Source organism: Qipengyuania sp. S6317L1 (genome assembly GCF_023015615.1).
Classification (GTDB): Bacteria; Pseudomonadota; Alphaproteobacteria; order Sphingomonadales; family Sphingomonadaceae; genus Erythrobacter.
In genome coordinates, this window is the sequence record NZ_JALKAJ010000005.1 from 59,596 (window position 1) to 78,896 (window position 19,301).

Annotated in this window: 15 protein-coding genes; 10 read left to right on the forward strand and 5 right to left on the reverse strand. The window is 58.9% G+C overall.

Going from position 1 to position 19,301, the window contains the following annotated elements:
* Window positions 1-34: 34 nt before the first annotated feature.
* The gene (locus MWU38_RS14940; RefSeq protein WP_348646894.1) at window positions 35-5,677 is read left to right on the forward strand and encodes a hypothetical protein; all 5,643 of its coding nucleotides are present in this window, start codon (window positions 35-37) and stop codon (window positions 5,675-5,677) included.
* Here MWU38_RS14940 and MWU38_RS11910 read toward each other — a convergent pair.
* The 3 genes from MWU38_RS11910 to MWU38_RS11920 are packed head-to-tail and all read right to left on the reverse strand — an operon-like array spanning window position 5,674 to window position 9,422.
* Window positions 5,674-6,666: a HupE/UreJ family protein gene (locus MWU38_RS11910; protein WP_247272036.1), complete on the reverse strand. Its 993-nt coding sequence runs from the start codon at window positions 6,664-6,666 to the stop codon at window positions 5,674-5,676. The two genes, MWU38_RS14940 and MWU38_RS11910, sit on opposite strands and share 4 nt — an antisense overlap.
* Before the next feature lie 5 nt (window positions 6,667-6,671).
* Complete coding sequence (locus MWU38_RS11915; RefSeq protein WP_247272037.1) at window positions 6,672-7,472, reverse strand: peptidylprolyl isomerase; 801 nt, start codon at window positions 7,470-7,472, stop codon at window positions 6,672-6,674.
* A gap of 9 nt (window positions 7,473-7,481) precedes the next feature.
* Window positions 7,482-9,422 (reverse strand): DUF3604 domain-containing protein, encoded by a 1,941-nt coding sequence (locus MWU38_RS11920; protein ID WP_247272038.1) that lies wholly within the window; start codon window positions 9,420-9,422, stop codon window positions 7,482-7,484.
* 215 nt (window positions 9,423-9,637) lie between these two features.
* On the opposite strand from MWU38_RS11920, the gene MWU38_RS11925 reads away from it, so the two are divergent.
* Window positions 9,638-11,824 (forward strand): ATP-binding protein, encoded by a 2,187-nt coding sequence (locus MWU38_RS11925; protein WP_247272039.1) that lies wholly within the window; start codon window positions 9,638-9,640, stop codon window positions 11,822-11,824.
* A 125-nt stretch (window positions 11,825-11,949) separates the two neighbouring features.
* Entirely contained in the window at window positions 11,950-12,087 is a 138-nt protein-coding gene (locus MWU38_RS11930; protein ID WP_247272040.1) for a hypothetical protein, read from the forward strand.
* Window positions 12,088-12,317: 230 nt separating this feature from the next.
* On the opposite strand, the gene MWU38_RS11935 is transcribed toward MWU38_RS11930, so the two are convergent.
* On the reverse strand, window positions 12,318-12,917 hold the full coding sequence (locus tag MWU38_RS11935) for a response regulator transcription factor (protein WP_247272041.1): 600 nt from the start codon (window positions 12,915-12,917) through the stop codon (window positions 12,318-12,320).
* Window positions 12,918-13,685: 768 nt separating this feature from the next.
* Here MWU38_RS11935 and MWU38_RS14945 point away from each other — a divergent pair.
* From MWU38_RS14945 to MWU38_RS11965, 7 genes are all read left to right on the forward strand, one after another.
* Window positions 13,686-13,811 (forward strand): hypothetical protein, encoded by a 126-nt coding sequence (locus tag MWU38_RS14945; protein ID WP_281494669.1) that lies wholly within the window; start codon window positions 13,686-13,688, stop codon window positions 13,809-13,811.
* Window positions 13,812-13,887: 76 nt separating this feature from the next.
* Complete coding sequence (locus tag MWU38_RS11940; protein WP_247272042.1) at window positions 13,888-14,061, forward strand: hypothetical protein; 174 nt, start codon at window positions 13,888-13,890, stop codon at window positions 14,059-14,061.
* A 177-nt stretch (window positions 14,062-14,238) separates the two neighbouring features.
* Window positions 14,239-14,442 carry a hypothetical protein gene (locus MWU38_RS11945; RefSeq protein ID WP_247272043.1) on the forward strand — a complete coding sequence of 68 codons (204 nt, stop codon included), beginning with the start codon at window positions 14,239-14,241 and terminating at the stop codon, window positions 14,440-14,442.
* A gap of 212 nt (window positions 14,443-14,654) precedes the next feature.
* Window positions 14,655-14,921 (forward strand): hypothetical protein, encoded by a 267-nt coding sequence (locus tag MWU38_RS11950; RefSeq protein WP_247272044.1) that lies wholly within the window; start codon window positions 14,655-14,657, stop codon window positions 14,919-14,921.
* A gap of 67 nt (window positions 14,922-14,988) precedes the next feature.
* Window positions 14,989-15,171: a hypothetical protein gene (locus MWU38_RS11955; RefSeq protein WP_247272045.1), complete on the forward strand. Its 183-nt coding sequence runs from the start codon at window positions 14,989-14,991 to the stop codon at window positions 15,169-15,171.
* 152 nt (window positions 15,172-15,323) lie between these two features.
* The gene (locus MWU38_RS11960; RefSeq protein ID WP_247272046.1) at window positions 15,324-16,556 is read left to right on the forward strand and encodes an HlyD family efflux transporter periplasmic adaptor subunit; all 1,233 of its coding nucleotides are present in this window, start codon (window positions 15,324-15,326) and stop codon (window positions 16,554-16,556) included.
* 1 nt (window position 16,557) lies between these two features.
* Window positions 16,558-18,666 carry a peptidase domain-containing ABC transporter gene (locus MWU38_RS11965; protein ID WP_247272047.1) on the forward strand — a complete coding sequence of 703 codons (2,109 nt, stop codon included), beginning with the start codon at window positions 16,558-16,560 and terminating at the stop codon, window positions 18,664-18,666.
* On the opposite strand, the gene MWU38_RS11970 is transcribed toward MWU38_RS11965, so the two are convergent.
* Window positions 18,663-19,259: a molybdenum cofactor guanylyltransferase gene (locus MWU38_RS11970; RefSeq protein WP_247272048.1), complete on the reverse strand. Its 597-nt coding sequence runs from the start codon at window positions 19,257-19,259 to the stop codon at window positions 18,663-18,665. The two genes, MWU38_RS11965 and MWU38_RS11970, sit on opposite strands and share 4 nt — an antisense overlap.
* Between the last annotated feature and the right edge of the window lie 42 nt (window positions 19,260-19,301).

Genomic DNA, 19,301 nt, shown 5'->3' on the forward strand with positions numbered 1-19,301 from the left:
GTCTTCCCAGAAATCGCGTCTTTTCGCATCCGTCGTGGACGCTCAGCCAGAAAACACGATCAACGGAACCGATGGTGATGACATCATCAACGGCACCAGCGGTGATGATACAATCAATGGCGGAGACGGCGTTGACGAGATCAACGGCGGAGATGGCAACGACATTATCAATGGTGGCGCTGATCAAGATTTCCTTTTCGGTGATTTTGGTGACGACGAGTTGTTCGGCGATGGCGGCGACGACATCATCAACGGCGGCTTCGGAGACGACCTCATCGAGGGGGGGGATGGCGATGACCAGTTGGGCAGCGATGAGGGGAACAACATCTTCAGGGGCGGCCTTGGAAACGACACCATTTCCGATGGCCTTTTTGGTAACGATCAAATTTTTGGCGGCGAGGGCAATGATCGGATGATTGTTTCTGTTGGCGATGACTTCGTCGATGGCGGCGCGGGCGATGATGAGATAAGGCTGGTTCACGATCTTGACGGCGGCAATGTCGTTGTAAACGCAGGCACTGGCAATGATAGCGTCGAAGTCGCCGGGCAAATCGACGGTGATTTTTCCACGCGCAGCGTCGATATCGACCTTGGCGCAGGCACCGACACACTCGATATCGCGAACCTTGCCTCGGGCGGGTTTGAGGTCACTTTGGGGCCGGATGCTGACAGGGTGCGTTTCTTTGATTTCGGCGGTTCGCTGGTCAATCGCCTTAGCGCAGGGCCCGTTCGTATCACCGATTTCGAGCTTGGTGAGGGCGGCGACTTTCTTCAGATTGCAAACCTTGCAAGCGCCTACAAATCGTCTGGCGGCGATACGATTGAATGGGTCGATATCGGGGCTGATATGGCGCTGCGATTCAGCAATTCATCCTCTGGCGAGAGTTTCGATGTCGTCATTCTTGAAGGGCTTCAGTTTGTTGATTTGCCCGATGTGAACACCGACCTTGGCGGCGCGCAGGAGGCCACCAATTTCATCGGCACAAGAGGCAGCGATGAATTTATCGGTTCTGAATTCAACGACACCTTTACCGATGGCGGCGGCGGCAACGATACCTTCGTTGGCAGAGGCGGCGATGACCAATTCAGGATTCAGCGTTTTGCAGGCGGTGATAACAATGTGAGTGTCGATGGCGGCGCGGGTAACGATTCCCTCTTCATTGATGCCAGTGTTGGCGGTTTCTTCACCATCGACATGGGCGAAGGCGATGACTTCATCAGCATGTCACGTGATCCAAGCTTTACAACCGCGATCACGCTAGGCGCAGGGTCGGACACCATCCGTCAGACGAGCACGGCGACAGCGACTATCCTCGACTTTGAGACAGGCGATGGCGGGGACATTTTTGATCTCGACATCAGCCAATCGATTGTCGACAGCAATGGCGATCCGTTCGGCACGGGCGAGCTTGCTCTGTTTCAGGATGGCAACAGCGTTGTCCTTCAACGCGTCTCGCAATTTACAGACGGCACTATCACCACGCTGGCGGTGTTCCAGAACACGCTGGTGGAAGACTTCACCTCGTTCAACTTCGGTGGGATTATTGATCCGGTTGCTGGAGGGGAAGGCGACACCTTCGAGGGGACCGAGAACGCCGATACCTACACCGGAACAGCGGGACAGGACACGGTCAATGGCAATGGCGGTGACGACACGCTTGACGGCGCGGACGGTGACGACACGATCGACGGCGGCGCGGGCGCTGACACGATCACGGGGGGCTTTGGCAACGACATCATTCGCGGCGGCGACGGCGATGATGTGATAAACGAAGCGTTTGGCACCAATATGATCTTTGGTGGTGGTGGAAACGACACCATCAACATCACAGGCTATTTCGGCAGTTCCTTCTCGCTTGATCCAGATCAGATATTTGGCGGTGCCGGAAACGATACCGTGAACTTCTTCCGCTCCTCCAGCGATGCGATAATCGTCGATCTGGGCGACGGGGACGATCGTATTGTTTTGAACAACCAGCCACGCTCTAATGAGATCACGCTTGGCGCTGGCTCGGATGTGGTCGATATGAACGCGCTTGGGCAAAGCACGTTCCTTACCAGCCGCCCGATCATCATCACCGATTTCGAGGCTGGGGACGGCGGCGACAAGCTTGAATGGGAGACGTGGATACGCCTCCAAACGGACAGTGTTGGCGATCCTGATTTCAATCCCTTTGCCTTGAGAGAGACAGTTCTCACCCAGGTGGGCAATGACGTGCAGCTCGAGTTTGCGTTCAGCAATTTTGGAGATGGTCCGCGAATTGTCATCTTCCAGAACACGCAAGTGGGTGATTTCACGACGTTCAATTTCGGCTTTGATCCGGATGCCCCGCTGGCACCGGGTGATGATTTCGTGGGGACTTCCGAGGACGACTTTTATCGCGGCACCAATGTCGATGACACTGCTGCCGGCCTTGGCGGAAGGGACAGCCTTATCGGTCGGGCGGGCGATGATACGCTTGACGGCGGCACTGGCGATGATGATCTTGATGGCGGCATTGGCGACGACATTCTTATCGGAGGTGATGGAGCCGACAATATTCGCGGAGGATCAGGCGCTGACGCCATCTCTGGCGGCAATGGCAACGATTTCATCGACGCAGGTATCGGCGACGGCGCGCTTGATATCATCGATGCAGGCGACGGCGACGATCAAATCAACTTCTCTGGCTCGAATGACACCTACATTGGCGGCGCTGGAATTGACGAACTCATCTTTTCGTCTTTCGGCGGCTCCTTGAGCGAAGCGGTCGATATCGACTTTTCCGACTACATCGCAACAGGCGTCTTCCTGCTCGGCGGGCAAGCGATCAGCGATATTGAGAACGTCCTCTATTTCGGTGAAACGAGTGCTTTCGATGACCGCGTGATCTGGGGCGAGGCTTACACCTTCGGCCAATTTATTCGCGGTGGGGGCGGCAATGACTTCTTGAGCGGCACATCGGGCGGCGATGACCTTGATGGTGAAAGCGGTGATGACACGCTGATCGGCCTAGGCGGCGATGACAGCTTGACCGACCTTTCGGGTGACAACCGGCTCGAAGGTGGTGATGGCAATGACACTTTGACCGCCGGCGCTGGCGATGACACGATCCTTGGCGGCGCCGGAGAGGATCTCATCACACCGGGTGACGGGGTCGATAATGTCGATGCAGGCGCGGGCGATGATCGTGTGTCTGTAACCGCCTTTGCGTCAGGCGAGATCCTCGATGGCGGCGCGGGCACAGACGTTTTGCAGATCGGCAGGTTTGACACCGCCCTCAACTTCGTTTTCGAAAGCCTGGCAACCAGCGGCACCACAATCGTCAATTTCGAAGAGTTCGACTTTGTCTTCAGCTTCCTTGGTGACACGCTGATCCTTGGAGAGAGCTTTGCGACCGCGATTGATGTCGACACGAGTTCCGGCAACGATGTCGTGACAGGTGGTTCCGGCGATGACACGATTGTTGGTGGCTCCGGCTCTGACATCTTGCGCGGCGGATCGGGTGATGACGAAATTCGCGGCGAGGATTTTGGCACAGGCACCGATTTCGATGAACTCTATGGCGAGGCAGGCAACGACCAATTGTTCGGCGCGGGGCGTCTTGACGGGGGCGAGGGCAATGACTTCATCTCGGGTGAGGGCGAGCTTCTCGGCGGTGCCGGCAATGACTCGATCGTCAGTTTCGGCGTAGGCGATATCATTCGCGGTGGGGCTGGAGACGATGATATTTTCGTGCGCGAAGGCGGCGCAACCATCTATCTCGAAGCGGGCCTGAATCGGGACCGCATCGAAGGTTTTTCCGCGGCGGATGGGGCGACCATCATTGCAACGGCTGCCAATAGCCAACTGCAATGGGCTGCCCTTCGCGAAGGCACGAGCGACCAGTCCGAACAAATCGTGAGTATTGCAGGGACCATCTCAGACGGCGGGTTTTCCGGTTTTGAGATCATAGGCACAGCTATTGGCGACACCATCAACCTGTCCGGCGGGTTTGGCGAACCGGCTGTTACAATCGCGGGGTCCGCTCCGATCTTCGGCCTTGGCGGCAATGACAGCATCACAGGCTCGCTTTCCGATGACACCATCTTCGGCGGTGCGGGCAATGACACCCTCTTCAGCAGCGAGGGCTCCGACATCCTCGACGGCGGTTCGGGCGATGACATTTACGTGATCGACAGCGGCACTCACACTCTTGTTGAGAGCGCGGGCGGCGGCAATGACCGGGTTACTTCAGCGGTGGACATTGTGCTTGCCGCCAATATCGAAACTCTCGAGCTGCGCGGCAATGCGCGTATTGGCGTTGGTAATGACCTCGCCAACCTGATCACGGGCAATGACGGCGATAACGAGCTGTCGGGCCTTGGAGGCAATGATTTCATTCAGGGCGCATTTGGCAATGACATCCTTCGCGGAGGCGATGGCGATGACCTGCTCGATGGTGGATTTGGGCAAAACAGCCTGTTTGGTGATCAGGGCAACGATGTCTTGAACGGCGGGGATGATGCCGACGTCCTTGAAGGGGGCGACGGCGACGATGAACTCTTCGGCCAGTTTGGCGATGATATTCTGCGCGGTGGGAACGGCGCAGACTATCTCGACGGAAGCTTTGGCGACGATGTGCTCGACGGCGGCGAAGCAGATGATACCGCTGACTATAGCGGCTCGTTTGGCCCGGTTAGCATCGATCTGACTCTCGATACGGCACAGAACACCGGTGAGTTCGGGTTCGATACACTGATCAGCATTGAGCGCGTTATCGGTAGTGGCGCCGATGACGTCATAATCGGCGACGGTGCGGTGAATGTCTTTACCGGCGGCTTCGGCAATGACGTGCTTGAGGGCGGCTCCAATGTCGACACAGCGATCTTCCGCGGCAATTTGTCCGAATACACCCTTGTCCAATTCGTCGACCGTTCGTTCGGCGTGCTCGGCAGTGACGGCGAAGACCTGCTCATAGGCATCGAGTTCGCGCAGTTCGATGATCAGACCTTGCGCCTGCTTCCCGGCACCGGGGTGAGCGTCAATTTCAACACGCCAGACCCAACCCTTTACCAAGACGCGATGAGCGCCATCCGCGACTTTGACGGCAATGCGCTTGGCGGCGATGGCGCTTGGCTGCGCATTGGCGAGGCGGATGTGAACGGGGATGGCGATATCGACCAGATCCTTGTGAATGACGCCATTGGCCGCTTCGCAACCGTGGGTACGGCGCCCAATGGCCTCGTTTATTTCGAAGACTTCTCATGGGCCGGCGAAACGCGCGTTGCGGGCATCTACATCGACCCTCTGGTCGAAGAAGGGGTCGTCGAACGCTTTGGTCCTTTTGACAGCCAACAACGCTTCCAGAATGACCTTGCGATTGAGAACATCAACCGTGTTCTTGGCGCAAACGACTATGATGGCGATGGCCTCCAGGAGGTCTATTTCGCGCTTACCGATGGCACCGCTTACCTGCGCGCGATCATGGAAGCAGATGGCAACATCCGCTATGCCAACTATCAGGACGAGCAGGGCGTGATCGACTACCTCAATGCCAACGGCTTTGGTGAAGAGACCTATGGCGACTGGTTCGGCGGCGGGGCTTCAGGCTCGGCTGGCGATGCAGGGGTGGCGGCTTTGGCCGACAGTGTCAGCATCATGCCGCTTGCACCGCAGGTCGCACTCGATCCGCTTCAGCCGGAGATGTTCGGCTAGCCGATCAGCCGCTCGATCAGCCAGAAGCTGCCGGTTGTGCCGATCGCATAGGTTGCGGCGGTGAGCGTCTGCACCTCGCGTTGCTGAGGCGCCTTGGTGAGTGCTTTAAGGAGCAGGATCGTCAGCGCGACGACCAGAAGCTGGCCTGCCTCAACACCGATGTTGAACGCAAAGAGGGCAGCGGCAAGCTGGCTTTGCGGCAAGCCAATGTCAGCGAGCGCGCCGGCAAAGCCAAAGCCATGGACAAGGCCAAAGGCGAAGGCCACCGCCCAAGGGTATCGGCGTGTGAGCGTCATGCGTTCCGGGTCGCGCAGGACCAGCGCGACCTCTACGGCAAGGAACACGATAGAAAGCGCGATGAGCGCCTCGACGGGCCGCGATGGCAGCCCCGAGTAGCCGAGGATCGTCGCGACCAGCGTGATCGAGTGCGCGACGGTGAAGGCGGTCGCAGCTTTGACGACAGGCCAAGGCCCGCGCACGAGCAGCACCAGCGCGATGACAAAAAGCAGATGGTCCCAGCCAAAGATGATGTGCTCTGCGCCGATGATGAAGTAATCGTAGAGTACGCTCAAAGCAGAGGGTTCGGATTGGATGATGGCCGCTGGCTCATCGGCGGTCAGACGATAGCTTTGCGTGGGCGCATCCATCGGAATGTAGCGCGCGATGGCATCGGACCTGCCCAAAAGTTCGCTGAGGCCAAAGGCCCCGCCTGCAGGATCGCCCTCGCAAATAAGGCTTGCCCGGCCCATGAGCGCAGCCGATTGGATGCGCTGCACCGCTTCGCCACGAATGGCGCAATTGTCGGGGATGACGGGCTGAAGGCGCTCGGTCAAAAGCCCCGCGCTTCCCACCGCCAGTGTCACCTTCCAGTCGAGGGTAAACTCGCCTTTCTCCACCTCGCGCATTTCCACCACGGAAGGGCGCAGTTCGTGCGCTGCGAGCGGGCCTGCAAGGCACATGGCAAACAAGGCGACAAGCCAGCGGATCATCGCTCTCACCTCTCGATGTCGATGCGATAGGCGCTGGCCAAGGTTTCGTAAGCGCGGCGCTTGCGGGCCTCGATCTCGGCGGTGCGCCAGTCGTTGGCAATGCTTGTGCGAAGCGCGTCAAAATCGGGTTCCGGCACATCGCGACCGGTCAGCTTTACAATATGCCAGCCAAAGCCCGAACGCAGCGGACCGTGCCATTCCTCACCCGGCTCCAATTCAGCCAGCCCGCGCACAAATTCGGCTCCGAACCGGGCTTCGACATCACGCAGTTTAGTTGATGAAACACGCCTTGGCAGGGAGGTTTGTTCACCGGTGAACGAATTTGCCGAAAGTGCGCCTAAAGCATTGTTTTCACTACTAAAGATTGCTTGTTCAAAGCTCACCTCGGCGTTCGCCGCCGCAAGGTCTGTGTAAAGCTCTTTATTGGCCTTGAAAAACTCGCGCAAAACCTCTTGCGATGGCTCTGTTGTTTCCGCTGCGAGGCTTGCCGACAGGTCCATTTTAGAAACCAGCCGACGGCGCACCACCAGATCGCTCTCGTCAAAGCCCAGCCGCAGCGCCTCGCGGTAGAGCACCTCTTCGCGCACGAAGGCATCAATCGCCTGGTCCAGCTCCGCATCGGTCGGCGGCCTGCCCATCGAAAGGCTCCAGCTTTGCGCGATCCGCTCCTTCTCCTCAGAGCCGACATTGATCACCCGGCTGGCCGGATCAGGCGGCGTTCCGCCCCAAGTGAGCGCGACGTAAAGCACCGCGCCAAGCACAGTGAAATGGACAAGCGGCTCGCGCGTCCAATTGGGTAGTTTCATGAAGGCCCCTTATCCCGCTGATTTCAGCCAGATTGGCGAAGTGTATGCGCGCTCCTGCGCCACGGCATCGGCCATCGCTTCCTCGGTCAGTGTCACGCCGAAGCGCACTGCATCATACAGCGTCCAGCGCGGTGTCGGGATTTCCAGAACCCGCACATAATAGAACGGACGCTGCCCAGGCTGGTAATCGGGATCGGTCCATGTCGTGCGCAATTCGGACGCGCCAATCGTGTTGGTGTAGGTTGCGGTGTCGCGGTCGACCGTGTCGCCCACAGGCGCCAGCCTGCCGCCAACTTTCCCGCGGGCGTCCATATCGCTCCACACAACGTCGTAGATGCGCTCCTGCATATTGCCCGCGCCGTCGAGCCAGCCCTTGATTACCTGAACCCGGTCAAGGTTGGCGCCTTCGGGGTCTTTCAGCGCACTGATAAGGAAACTTGGAGCCTCACCGCGATCGTCAAGCTCGCCGCCCATCGGCACGCCCTCGCTGTAGCCCTTGCGCACCCAATCGCCGTCCCAATCCTCAGCCGTAAAGCCAAAGCCGCCGAACACGCGCACGCTCATGCGCGGACCGGTGGTGGCGTAAACCTCGCGCCGGGCAAAGGCGTCGAATATTTCCGCACGGGTGTTGCCCCGCGCCCAAGCCGCCGCATAGCCGCCTGCAAGGTAATGCCAGCCAAACCGCCCCTCGCGCGTGCCAAGGTTCTGCCCCTGGATTGCGCGCTGCGTATAGCTTTGCTCGTTACCCGTATGCTTGCCCCAGAAATTGTCCTCGTCCCCCGTTGCAAGCGAGGTGTGGCTGTCGGTCGAACCGATCATGCCAAAGGCGTAAGGATTGACGCCCATCTGCTGCTCAAGCGTAAGCCCGCGCAGCAGAGCCGAGCGGGCATAGGAGCCTGCATACATCGAAGGTTCGGTCTTTTCGGTCAGAGACAAATTGCCAAAATCCCACCCCTGAACGCCGAAGCCGGCCATTTCGTCATTGGGGGACAGGTAAGGGTGGGTTTCGCTGTCCCCCTTGATCTGCGTTGCCTCGATCACCGGCTCTGCCCATGCGCGAAGGCTCGCGTATTCCGCGGTCATGGGCGAGCCGTCTTCCATCGTCATCTGGAACATCAAGCCGTTGGACAGATTGGGATTGTGCGGGATCGCAAGAACCCGCCCACCGGTCGTGCTCTCATAATTCTTCATATACTCCCACAATTGCGGGGCAGTGGTCTGAAGGCCGGGGAAGGGCACGGTCTGGCGCGTCTTGTCGCTGCCATCGCGAAACATCACCACCCGGTGCAAATTGTTGCCATTGGGCATGGCGGTCCACTCATATCCGGCAAGCGCGGTGAAAACGCCCGGCTCGTTATAGCGGTCGAGGATGGAAAGCTGGGTGTTCCAGATGTCCCTGGTTGCCTCTTCGGCGGCATCGTCATCCGGCTGCATGGCTTCGGGGACATTGCCTTCCGCTGCGGCTGCAATCAATTCGCCGATCGCCCTTGTCGATTGCTCGGGGCTTTCGTGCATCATGTCATACCAGCGAAGCACGGTTTCATCGCCGATCACCCAGTTCACATACCAGCGCGGCGCATCATAAAGGCGGCGGGTCGCGCCAAGAGCATCGGAGTGGTCGGCGATCACCAGAAAGTCGAGCGGCCTTGCAAGCTGTGTATCTGCGCCGGTGGTCGCGGTCACGGTTTCGCCGCGCGCAAACCGTAATGCCGCTTCGGGCCCCAGCCTCGTGCCAAAGCCGAAAGCATCGACCGAATTGTCGGTGTGAAGGTGGGTGTCGCCCCAGTAAGGGCGGTCGGGAAACTCGGCGAGCTCGATCGTGCCTTCGCCGTCGCTTGTCTGCTCGGCGCTGGCCTCTGGCCCATCGCCCGAACACGCAGCAACGCTGAAAGCCAGCACGCTTGCCCACGCGAGGCCCGTAACGCTGCCTCTTGCCGATGCCTTTCGCATAGCGTTTCCCCTTCCGCCCTGTTTTCTTTTGCCTCAGCATTGCCCGACTTGCGATGATCGTCAAGCAAGGTCGTCTGACAAAGGAAGTGCGCGCGCGCATAGTGCAGGTGAACTATCGACCTTTGGCCGACATTGCGCTTTGGCCAAGGTTGGCAGACGAATAGCCGGATTGCGCTTACAGTTTGGCGCGCTAGCTTTCAGGGAAAGACACAGGAATGAGCGGACTATCCGATCTCAAACGATATTTCAGACGTCCCTCGCGGCGCGAAGGGGTGGCGCTTGCCCTGTTGATCGCGCTGGTCGCAATCGTGGTTCCGATCGAGCCTTATGATTGGCTCCAGCGTTCGGTCACCGCGCAGCTCAATTCCAAACCCTATGAAGGGGACGGCGTGATCATCGCCATCGACGCGAAGACAGAGCGCGAGCTTCCCGCAAGGGCGTGGTCAAAGTCAGACCTTGCCGATCTTCTGGGTCGCCTTGCGCAGCACCATCCCAATAAAGTCATCATCGCCCAGCAATATTTTGATATCGGTGACGATGATGAAAGGCTGGTCGATGCCCTTGCAAACCTTTCGTCAAAGCCAAGCTGGCAAGTCGATATCGCGCCGCGGGAGATGAGGCTTATGAATGGGGCGGGGCGGGGCAATTCGCCTTCGGACGGTTCGCCACCCTTTCAACTGGTCGAACCTGCGATTGCCCAATATGTTGAACCAAGCATCGCCGTTTTTCGCCGGTCCAATGATTATGCCCCCATTCTGACGCAGTATCTGGTCAAGACGCGCGGCGGTGTGGTGCCGTCTCCGGCCTCCGTTCTGGCGCAAGGGGCCTCGCAACCACTCCAGAACCTGTTCACGGTCGATCTCAGCTACGACACGCGCACAATACCCCAATTCAGCGCGATTGACGTTTTGAAAGATGACGAAATCGCGGCCGGGCTGTCGGGTAAGTCGGTCATCATCGCCTACACCGATCAGGTTGGCCGGGATACGATTGTCACCCCCTTCGATCCCTACACAAGCCGCGCGGCCCTTTCGCTTGTTTCTGCCCAGGCATTGATCGACGGGCCTCCAACCTCGCTCGGCTGGATGCCGGCCTTTCTTCTGGCGATCGTGGTGACGATCGGGTGGATCACGCTCAGGCGGCCATATGGTCTGTGGATCGCGACGACGGCGCTTGTCCTCATCATCATCAGCCCTCTGGTGCTTGAACGGTTCCTGATCTTTCAGGAAACCTCGCAGGCAATCGTTCTGATCGTGAGCGTCGGGATAGCAAGGTTCTGGCAACGCGGCCGCGAGGCGATCAATATCTATCGCAGCGCAGCGGAATCAAAGTCGCAATTTCTCGCGCAGGCCAGTCACGATCTGCGCCAGCCCATCCATGCAATTGGTCTGCTCGCTGACCGTTTGTCGCAATCCGATCTGACCGGTGAACAGCAGGAGATGGTATCCAAGATTTCGTGGTCGGTGGACAATGCACGCCGGATGTTTCGCGCCCTGCTTGATATTGCGGCGATTGAGAGCGGGACGCTCAAGAAGGATTTGAGCGCGGTTGCGATCAACGAACTTTTGGCCGAGGTCGATAGCCAGAATGGGCTTGCGGCAGAGCAGGCAGGCGTCGATCTGCGCCTTATCCCGTGCGATCTGGTGGTGAGGACAGATCGCGCCTTGCTGGGGACGATGCTGCAAAATCTTGTCTCGAACTCGATCCGCTACACATCGGGTGGCAAGGTGATCGTGGGGTGCCGCAGAAAAGAGGGCGGGCTCACCCTTTATGTTGCCGACAATGGACGCGGGATCGCGCCTGACGAGCTCGAAAAGGTGCAAAAGGAGTTTTACCGCTCTGCCACAAGCTCAAGCCTTGGTTCGGAAAACAAGGGGCTTGGCCTTGCCATCGTGAACCGCCTGGCACGCCTTCTCGATCTGCGCTTTGGTCTTGGATCGAAGTTGGGCAAGGGCACGGTGGCCACTATTGAGGGGCTGCGCATCATCTCGTCATCGTCGGCGCCCGACAGCCCTGAAAACGAGCGCAGATTGCCGCTTTCGGGCCTTCGCGTGGTGGTGGCCGATGACGAGGAGGAAACGCTCTATTCCACCGCTGCCTTGCTGGAAAAATGGGGCTGCGATGTGACCCCCTTGTCACGCCCTCCCGAAGGGATCGCAAACTGCGACATCGTGCTCAGCGATTTTGACTTTGGCGATCATGGCACATTGGCCGAAAACGCCGGTGTCGTGGAGAGGATACAAAAGCTCGGGGCTGATCTGATCATCATTTCGGGCCATCACCCCGACCAGATCCGCGACGATCTGCCCGGCTATTCGGGCTTGATCCTCACCAAACCCCTGCGCGCCGCACAGCTGCGTTCTGCGCTGATGTCCCTTCGCCGGGTAAAAACGCCCAACTAGTGCATGGTAGCTAGTGTCACTTGCTCAGGTGTGTGTAACTTGATCCTTGTCCCGCCGAGAGAGCGGGGTCGCACAAAAATTTGGACTGGAGAAGCAAATTGGAAACGCAGAAAATTCAATCGCTGATGAGCACCGAAATCGACGCAGTGGGTGGTGGCATGACCGGTGACCTCGTTCGCGGAAATCCCAAGCCTGCTGGCTGGATCTGCTGGGTGTTTGGTTGCACGATCCCGCCTGTGATCGACGTTGGCGGCAGTGTATAATCACGCGAAATTATCTGCTTGAGAAAGCGCAATTGGAAAAGGGCGGCCCTGGAGCCGCCCTTTTTGTATGCGACCGGCATTGCTGCCCGCCGATATCGTCGCCCCTTGCCTTGCTCCCTTGGAAAGACACAACGCCGCGATCATTGGTCCATGACGCGCCCAAAACAAAGGGCCGCACAATCGCGCGGCCCCTTTTGAGAGTATCCACCGGTGTAAGAAAGAGCGGGCGACTACACCCCGTATTTGGTCGCCATCGCCGCTGCTGCGGTGCGCGTATCGACCTTGAGCTCGCGCAGGAGCGCAGAGACGTGGATGCGCACGGTGAAGGGCGAAATGCCCAGATCAATCGCGATCTGCTTGTTCGAGTGGCCTTGCGCGATCCCGCGAAGCACGTCCAGTTGGCGCGGCGTCAGGCCGGAGAATTGCGACACCGATGTCGTCCCCTCAAGCCCGCCAGCCGCGCTCACATTGACGAATTCGCCGTTCATCACCGCCTTGATCCCGTCGCGGATCTGATCCTGGCTTGCCGCCTTGCTGATAAAGCCGTCAACGCCGGTCGACATGATGTGATCGGTCGAACGCCGGTCATCGGCCATCGAGATGATCACTATCGAGGTAAGCGGATATTTGGTCCGCAATTGCGGCACCGCCTTGTCGATATCCATTCCCGGAAAACGAAGGTCGAGCAAGAACAGCTGCGGATCCCCGCCGGCGCTCGCGACCTCCATCAATTCTTCATAGGTGCTCGCGTGCTCGACCTCGATCTCGGGGTCGATCTCGGCAAGTATGGATGCGACCCCTTCGCGAAAGATCGGGTGGTCGTCAGCCACCAGCATCCTTGGCTTGCCCGCTATGTTTTGGCGTTGAACTCTCACAGTCGAATACTCCTAGACTGTCAGCAATGATGCCTTTTCACGCGGCGCATCGCCATAGTCCATCCACACTATAACGCGTCGCTTATCCACTGGCAGCACATCCGGTCTAGGCCGGTCTTGCTAACCCCACATCGCTAGCCCCTTTCGCCTAGCCGGACCCGTCTAGATTGGAGGGCCTAGCTCCTCCGGTTTAGCCCGCTTCAGCTAGCAATTCCAGCCTAAGTCTATGCGCCTAGAGCATTGTATCTATTGAGAAAGTTTTGGTTTTCCGCGATTTTCAAATCATCAGCTGGCGACGGCTGGGAAAAACGAAAAACCGCATATGACAGTGCACATTGATTTGTTCGCATCTGATCAAACGGAAGACTCTTTTGCCCACCGATCGCCCGGCTTTGCGAATGTGCAAAATGGCTAGATGGCCGGATTGACCAGATACCGCCCTCACTGTGTGGGGGCAGCAGGGTTCGATCTTTCCACTCCAGTCCGGGGCCGCCTGGTCCTTTTGCGCAAAACCGCAAGAGGTCGGATGAGAGATGCGAAGAGCGCGCGAGCTCAAGCGTTCTCATCCGGCCTCAGCAAATTCGAAGGGCCGCCACAGCCACGAGTGCGACTGTGACCGGTTCACGTTCCGGAAACTGCCTGCCCCTTGGGGAAGCGGTTCCGGGGGGCGGGGAAGCTCGTCTTTTTCAAGCACTCAGACCTTGGAGAAGAGACATGAAAATATTGAGCAAAACAGAAATCGAAAGCGTCGTCGGCGGAATGATGATGGCTGGTCCCACCCGTCCTCGTCCCCTTCCAGGCAGCGATCCTGTGACCTTCGAAGGTCGCCCCGTTTTCGTCCGCTTCTGAGCCTTTCACGCCTTTCGACATCAGGCCCGCAGATGCGCTGCGGCCTGATGGTCCGGAAAACTATCGGAGACATAACATGAAAAACCTCAAATCACACGAGCTCGATGCCGTGAACGGTGCTGGCGAAAAAGGCCGTGCCGTGGGCAGCGCCATTGGCCGGGCCGTGACCGGAACCGACGCAGGAGCTGCGGTTGGTGGAGAAATCGGCAGCCGTATCGAAGATGCGGTGAAAGAGTTCTTCAGCGCGTAAACCGGCGGCCCTGGCCGCTACCTTCGGGCTTTTGCCCATCACACCATAATTTGCAGCGCTGTCAGACCTTTGGACCGTGCTCACAACATCAGATTCCAGGCGGAAATAACGCTTTGGATAACAGGGAAGCTTCGTCCCGGTTCTGTGTGCGCTGCGCCAACAAATTGGAGAAGAACAATGAAGACTTTGACTGACCACGAAATCGGCGACGTAAGCGGCGCTCTGAGCATTTTCCCGCAGCCTTTGCCTTACCCCATTCCCGGCCCGCTGCCTTTGCCGCTGCCCATGCCGCTGCCCATGCCGGTGCCAGGTCCGTTCCCGTTCCCGATGCCCGGACCACGTCCACTGCCGACACCATATCCGATCCCACAACCTTGGTAAGCGGGTAGGAACAGGAGCGCGGGCGGCAGCTTGCCACGCCGGTTTGGCCGCCGCCCGCGTTACCCGTTCCCCACACACCATCACAAGAAGCCGGGTGCGCAATCGCACCCGCTTCAAAACCACAGAATTCGAAGATGCATGCGCGCGCTTCGGAAAGGCGGGAAAACTATGTGCCGGATGCCCGCGCCGGTGTTTTTAAATGGAGAAGAACAATGTCAAACATGAACCACACTGCTTTCGCTCAAGCCGGTCTTCAAGAGCTGACCTTTGATGAAATCGAACTGATCAACGGTGCTGTTGATTGGGGTGAAGTGGGCGCCGGTGCGGTCGGTGGCGCAGTTGGCGGCGCAATCGGCGGCGCAGTTGGCGGCGCGGTCACCGGTGGTCCGGCAGGCGCTGGCGTTGGCGCGGTCGCTGGTGCGATTGGCGGCGCAGTTGGCGGCGCGGTCACCGCCATCATCTCGACCTGGAACGACTAATGATGTGCTTTTTGCCATGTCCCTTTTCGAAGGGGCATGGCAGAATGCCAATTGATGGAGGTCAGCAATGACAAAGACTATTGCCTTTTCAGCCCTCGCAGGATTGATCGCAGCGACTGTGGTTGCCTTTCTCGCCTTGATTACAGGCACGGCGCCATCGCTTCCCGTTATGGTCGGCTGCGTTGTCGGTGCGGTATGCGGCTATGTTGCGGTGCGTTCGCGATCCAAGGGTAAACGAACCCAAAGCTGAACAAGAACGGGCGCGATTTGCCACCGCTCTAACCCACTTGCACTATTCCGCTTTCCCGCAAAACGCGGCTAGACCACCCCTTACGCTAACGAGCCGGCCATCAGGGCCAAGCATTAGGGCCAAGCATTAGGGAGGGTGCGACACACGCGATCATGGCATCATTATTTCGAAGTGAAGTCCTCAACCAGAAGAAGGACCGCCTCTCGGGCGAGGTGTCGATTGCGGTGCCGATGCCGTGGCAGATTATCGGCTATCTCATATTCGGCACCGTCATCATTGCGCTTATCTTCCTCAGCCTTGCCAGCTATTCGCGCGTTGAAACCGTCACCGGCACCGTTGTTCCGGATCGCGGGGTCGCCTCGATCATCCCGACGCGCGCTGGCACTATCACCGAAGTTCTGGTCGATGATGGCGAGCGGGTCGAGGAGGGGGCAACGCTGGTCGCGATCCGCGCCGAAGAAGACGCAGCCTCCGGCCTTTCCGCCGCCGCTCTTACCCAGCAAGCCATCGCCCAGCAGGACGCAAGCCTAGCCGCCCAACTGACCGCCGCGCAGCGTTCAGCCGACGCGCAGCGCGGGCAGATTGCGGTTCAGGCAGCCGGGCTTCGCACCGAGATCGAGCAGCTGCGCTCGCAAATTGACTTGCAGGAAAATCTGGTCGCCTCCGCGCAGCAAAATCTCGATCAGGCCAAAAGCGTGGCCGAACGCGGGTTTATCAGCCAGGTCGATCTGCAACGGCGCGAAGACACGCTATTTTCGCGCCAGCAACAATTGGCGCAATTGCAGCAAACGCTGACTTCGCGCACGGCGACACTGGCCGAAATTTCAACGACCGCCGCCAATATCGCAGCGCAGGCGCAAAGCCAGGCGGCAGGGATCGCGGCGAGCCGGGCACAGGTTGCGCAGCAAGCGGCGGGCAATCAGGGCGCGCGATCCTATGCGCTTTCGGCGCCCATTACCGGTAATGTCACCGCACTCACCATGCGCGCAGGCCAAAGGGTGGGGCCGCAAAACCAGATCATGGCGATTGTGCCGGAGGGCTCGACCTTGCGCGCTGAATTGAACGTGCCCAGCCAGGCAATCGGTTTTGTCAAAGTGGGGCAGGAGGTGCGCCTTGCCATCGACGCTTTTCCCTATCAGCGATTTGGCACCGTCACCGGAACCGTCCGCACCGTCGCCAGCAGCGCGTTGACGCAATCGGGACCGAACGGTTCGGTCATCTCGGTCTATCCGGTGGTGGTCGAGTTGCAGGACACCGAAATCAGCGCCTTCGGGCGCATGGAAAAGCTGGTCCCCGGCATGACCCTTACCGCGCGGATCGTCACTGAAAACCAGTCGCTGATCGAGTGGCTGTTTGAACCCCTCTTTGCTGTGCAGAAGCGATAACATGGAACTGGATCTTGGATTTATGACGCGCAGCAAGGTGCGTCTGGTGCGGCAGACCGAGGTGGCCGAGTGCGGGCTTGCGAGCCTTACGATGGTCGCCAATTACCACGGCTTTGATGTCGATCTTGGCACGATGCGGCGCAAATATTCGCCTTCGCTGCGCGGCGCGCCATTGCGGGCGTTGATCGGGCTTGCCGATCAGATCGGCCTGACCCCGCGGGCGGTCAAGCTGCCATTGGAAGAATTGCAGAACCTGCACATGCCAGCCGTCCTTCACTGGGACCTCAATCACTATGTCGTGATCGAGGCGGTGAAGGGGGGTAAGGCGCTTATCCATAATCCCGATGGGCGTTCGACCTGGATGGCGCTGAGCGAGGTATCGGACCACTTCACCGGCGTCGCGCTTGAGCTTCGCCCCAGCAGCGATTTCGATAAGAAGTCCCTGCGCGACCGGCTCCGGCTCTCGCAGCTGTGGCAATCGATGACGGGATTGAAGCGCGCACTGGTGCAGATCCTGCTGCTCAGCCTCGTGCTTCAGGCCTTCGTGCTCGCTTCGCCTTATTACATGCAGATCGCGATTGATAACGCGCTGCCGGCGCTCGATGGCGATTTGCTGAGCGTGCTGGCGATTGGTTTCGGGCTTTTTACCCTCATCAATGTGATCGCGAGCTTGCTCAGGAGTTTCGTGCTTCTCAACGCAGGCACAAGCGTTGGCTATGGCCTTGCGACCAACATCGCGCGGCGGTTGTTCCGCCTGCCGATCGAGTGGTTCGAAAAACGCCACACCGGAGACATCCTCTCGCGCTTTCAGTCAATCACCCCGATCCAGGACCTTCTCACCCAAGGCGCGGTGGCAGCATTGGTCGACGGGGTCATGGCGATTTTCACGCTTGCGGTCATGTTCTTCTACAGCCCGCTTCTGGCTTTCATCGCGATCATCGCATTCCTCCTCTACGGCGCGGCGCGTTTGGTCAGCTTCTCATTCCAGCGCGAGGCAGAAGAGGCGACCATCATCACCGGTGGTAAAGAGCAAACAACCCTGATCGAAAGCCTTCGCGGCATGGTCACGCTGCGTCTTTTCGGGCGCGAGACGCTGCGCCATGCGCTGTGGCAGACGAAGCTGACGGATTCGGTCAATTCCAACGTGCGCCTCGCCCGGATCGGCATCTGGCAGTCCAGCGCGAACCTTCTGATTTTCGGGATTGAGAACATCCTCACCATTTATCTGGCGGTCAGCTTCGTGATCGAAGGCGCAGGCTTTAGCGTGGGCATGGTCTTTGCCTACATCGCCTACAAGAACCAGTTTATCAGCAAGTCCGCCGCGCTGATCGATCAGGCGATCCAGTTCCGTATGCTGGGCCTGCATCTGGAGCGTCTTTCCGACATCGCCCTGTCGGATGAAGACCGCAGCTTTGGCGAGGGTCAGGAAACCCACACCGAACTTGACGGGTCGATAGAGCTGAAAGACGTCTTCTACCGCTATTCGCCAAGCGATCCGATGGTTTTGCAAGGCGTCAATCTTAGGATCGAACAGGGTGAACACGTCGCGATCACCGGCCCTTCTGGCGGAGGCAAATCGACGTTGCTCAAGATCATGCTTGGCCTCGTCGAAGCCGAAGGCGGCGATGTGCTGGTCGATGGCATCCCCTTGAAACGCTTTGGCTATAAAAGCTTCCATCGCCAAGTTGCCGCGGTCCTTCAGGAAGACAGCCTGTTTGCAGGGTCGATTGCCGATAACATCGCGCTTTTCGATGATGAGGTCGATATGCAGCGGGTGGTCAATGCGGCGGCTGCGGCCTCGATCCACGAAGATATCATGGCAATGCCGATGCAGTTCGAAACGCTGATCGGGGACATGGGCTCGACCCTGTCCGGCGGCCAGAAACAGCGGGTGCTGCTCGCGCGTGCGCTTTATCGCCAACCAAGGATATTGTTCATGGACGAAGGCACCGCCCACCTTGATAGCAAGCACGAGGCGGCTGTGAACGAGGCGATCAACGCGATGGGGATCACGCGCGTCATCATCGCCCACCGGCAGGAAACGATCGCAGCGGCAGACCGTCAGCTGGTGCTGGCAGGCGGGGTGTTTCAGGAGGTGGCAAAGGCCTAGTTGCCGAGCATTCCTTGAGCTTTAGCCATCTCTTCGCGTGTGTTGATGTTCCAGAACGGGTCCACCTCATCGCCAGCGAAGTCGAAGGGCACCGCAGCAGCCTTGCATTCTTCGGCCCATCCGTGGGCAGAGCGCCTGCCGTTTTCCAGATAGCTATGGAGCGCAGCAATCTGATCGGCCCGCCACAGGCCATTGACCGGATGGGCGCGTTCGTTGCTGAACGCGATTGCAGGCGCGCCGTGGCTTGCGAGTTTGCTGACGAAATCGGGCGGCGCGAAGGGCAGATCGACGGCAATCGTGATGATATGTGCGGCCTTGCGCGTCCTTGCCCATTCCATCGCGGTCGCAATCCCGGCAAGCGGCCCTGCGCCTTCCCACGTGGTGTCCGCGATGACGGGCAATTCCCAATTTTCAAATCCCATCGAGACAGGCGCATTGATCGCAATCGGCCCCGACGTCTGCCCGCGCACCCGCTCGACAAGGTGGCGTAGCAGCGGCTTGCCATTCAGCTTGGCCAGCGCCTTGTCCTCGCCAAACCGGCGCGAAGTGCCTCCGGCGAGAATACAGATCGGGATGTCGGGAAGGCTCGCCATAGTCGCGCGCTTCTATAAATCGCTTTCGCCTTTTGCCAGCCT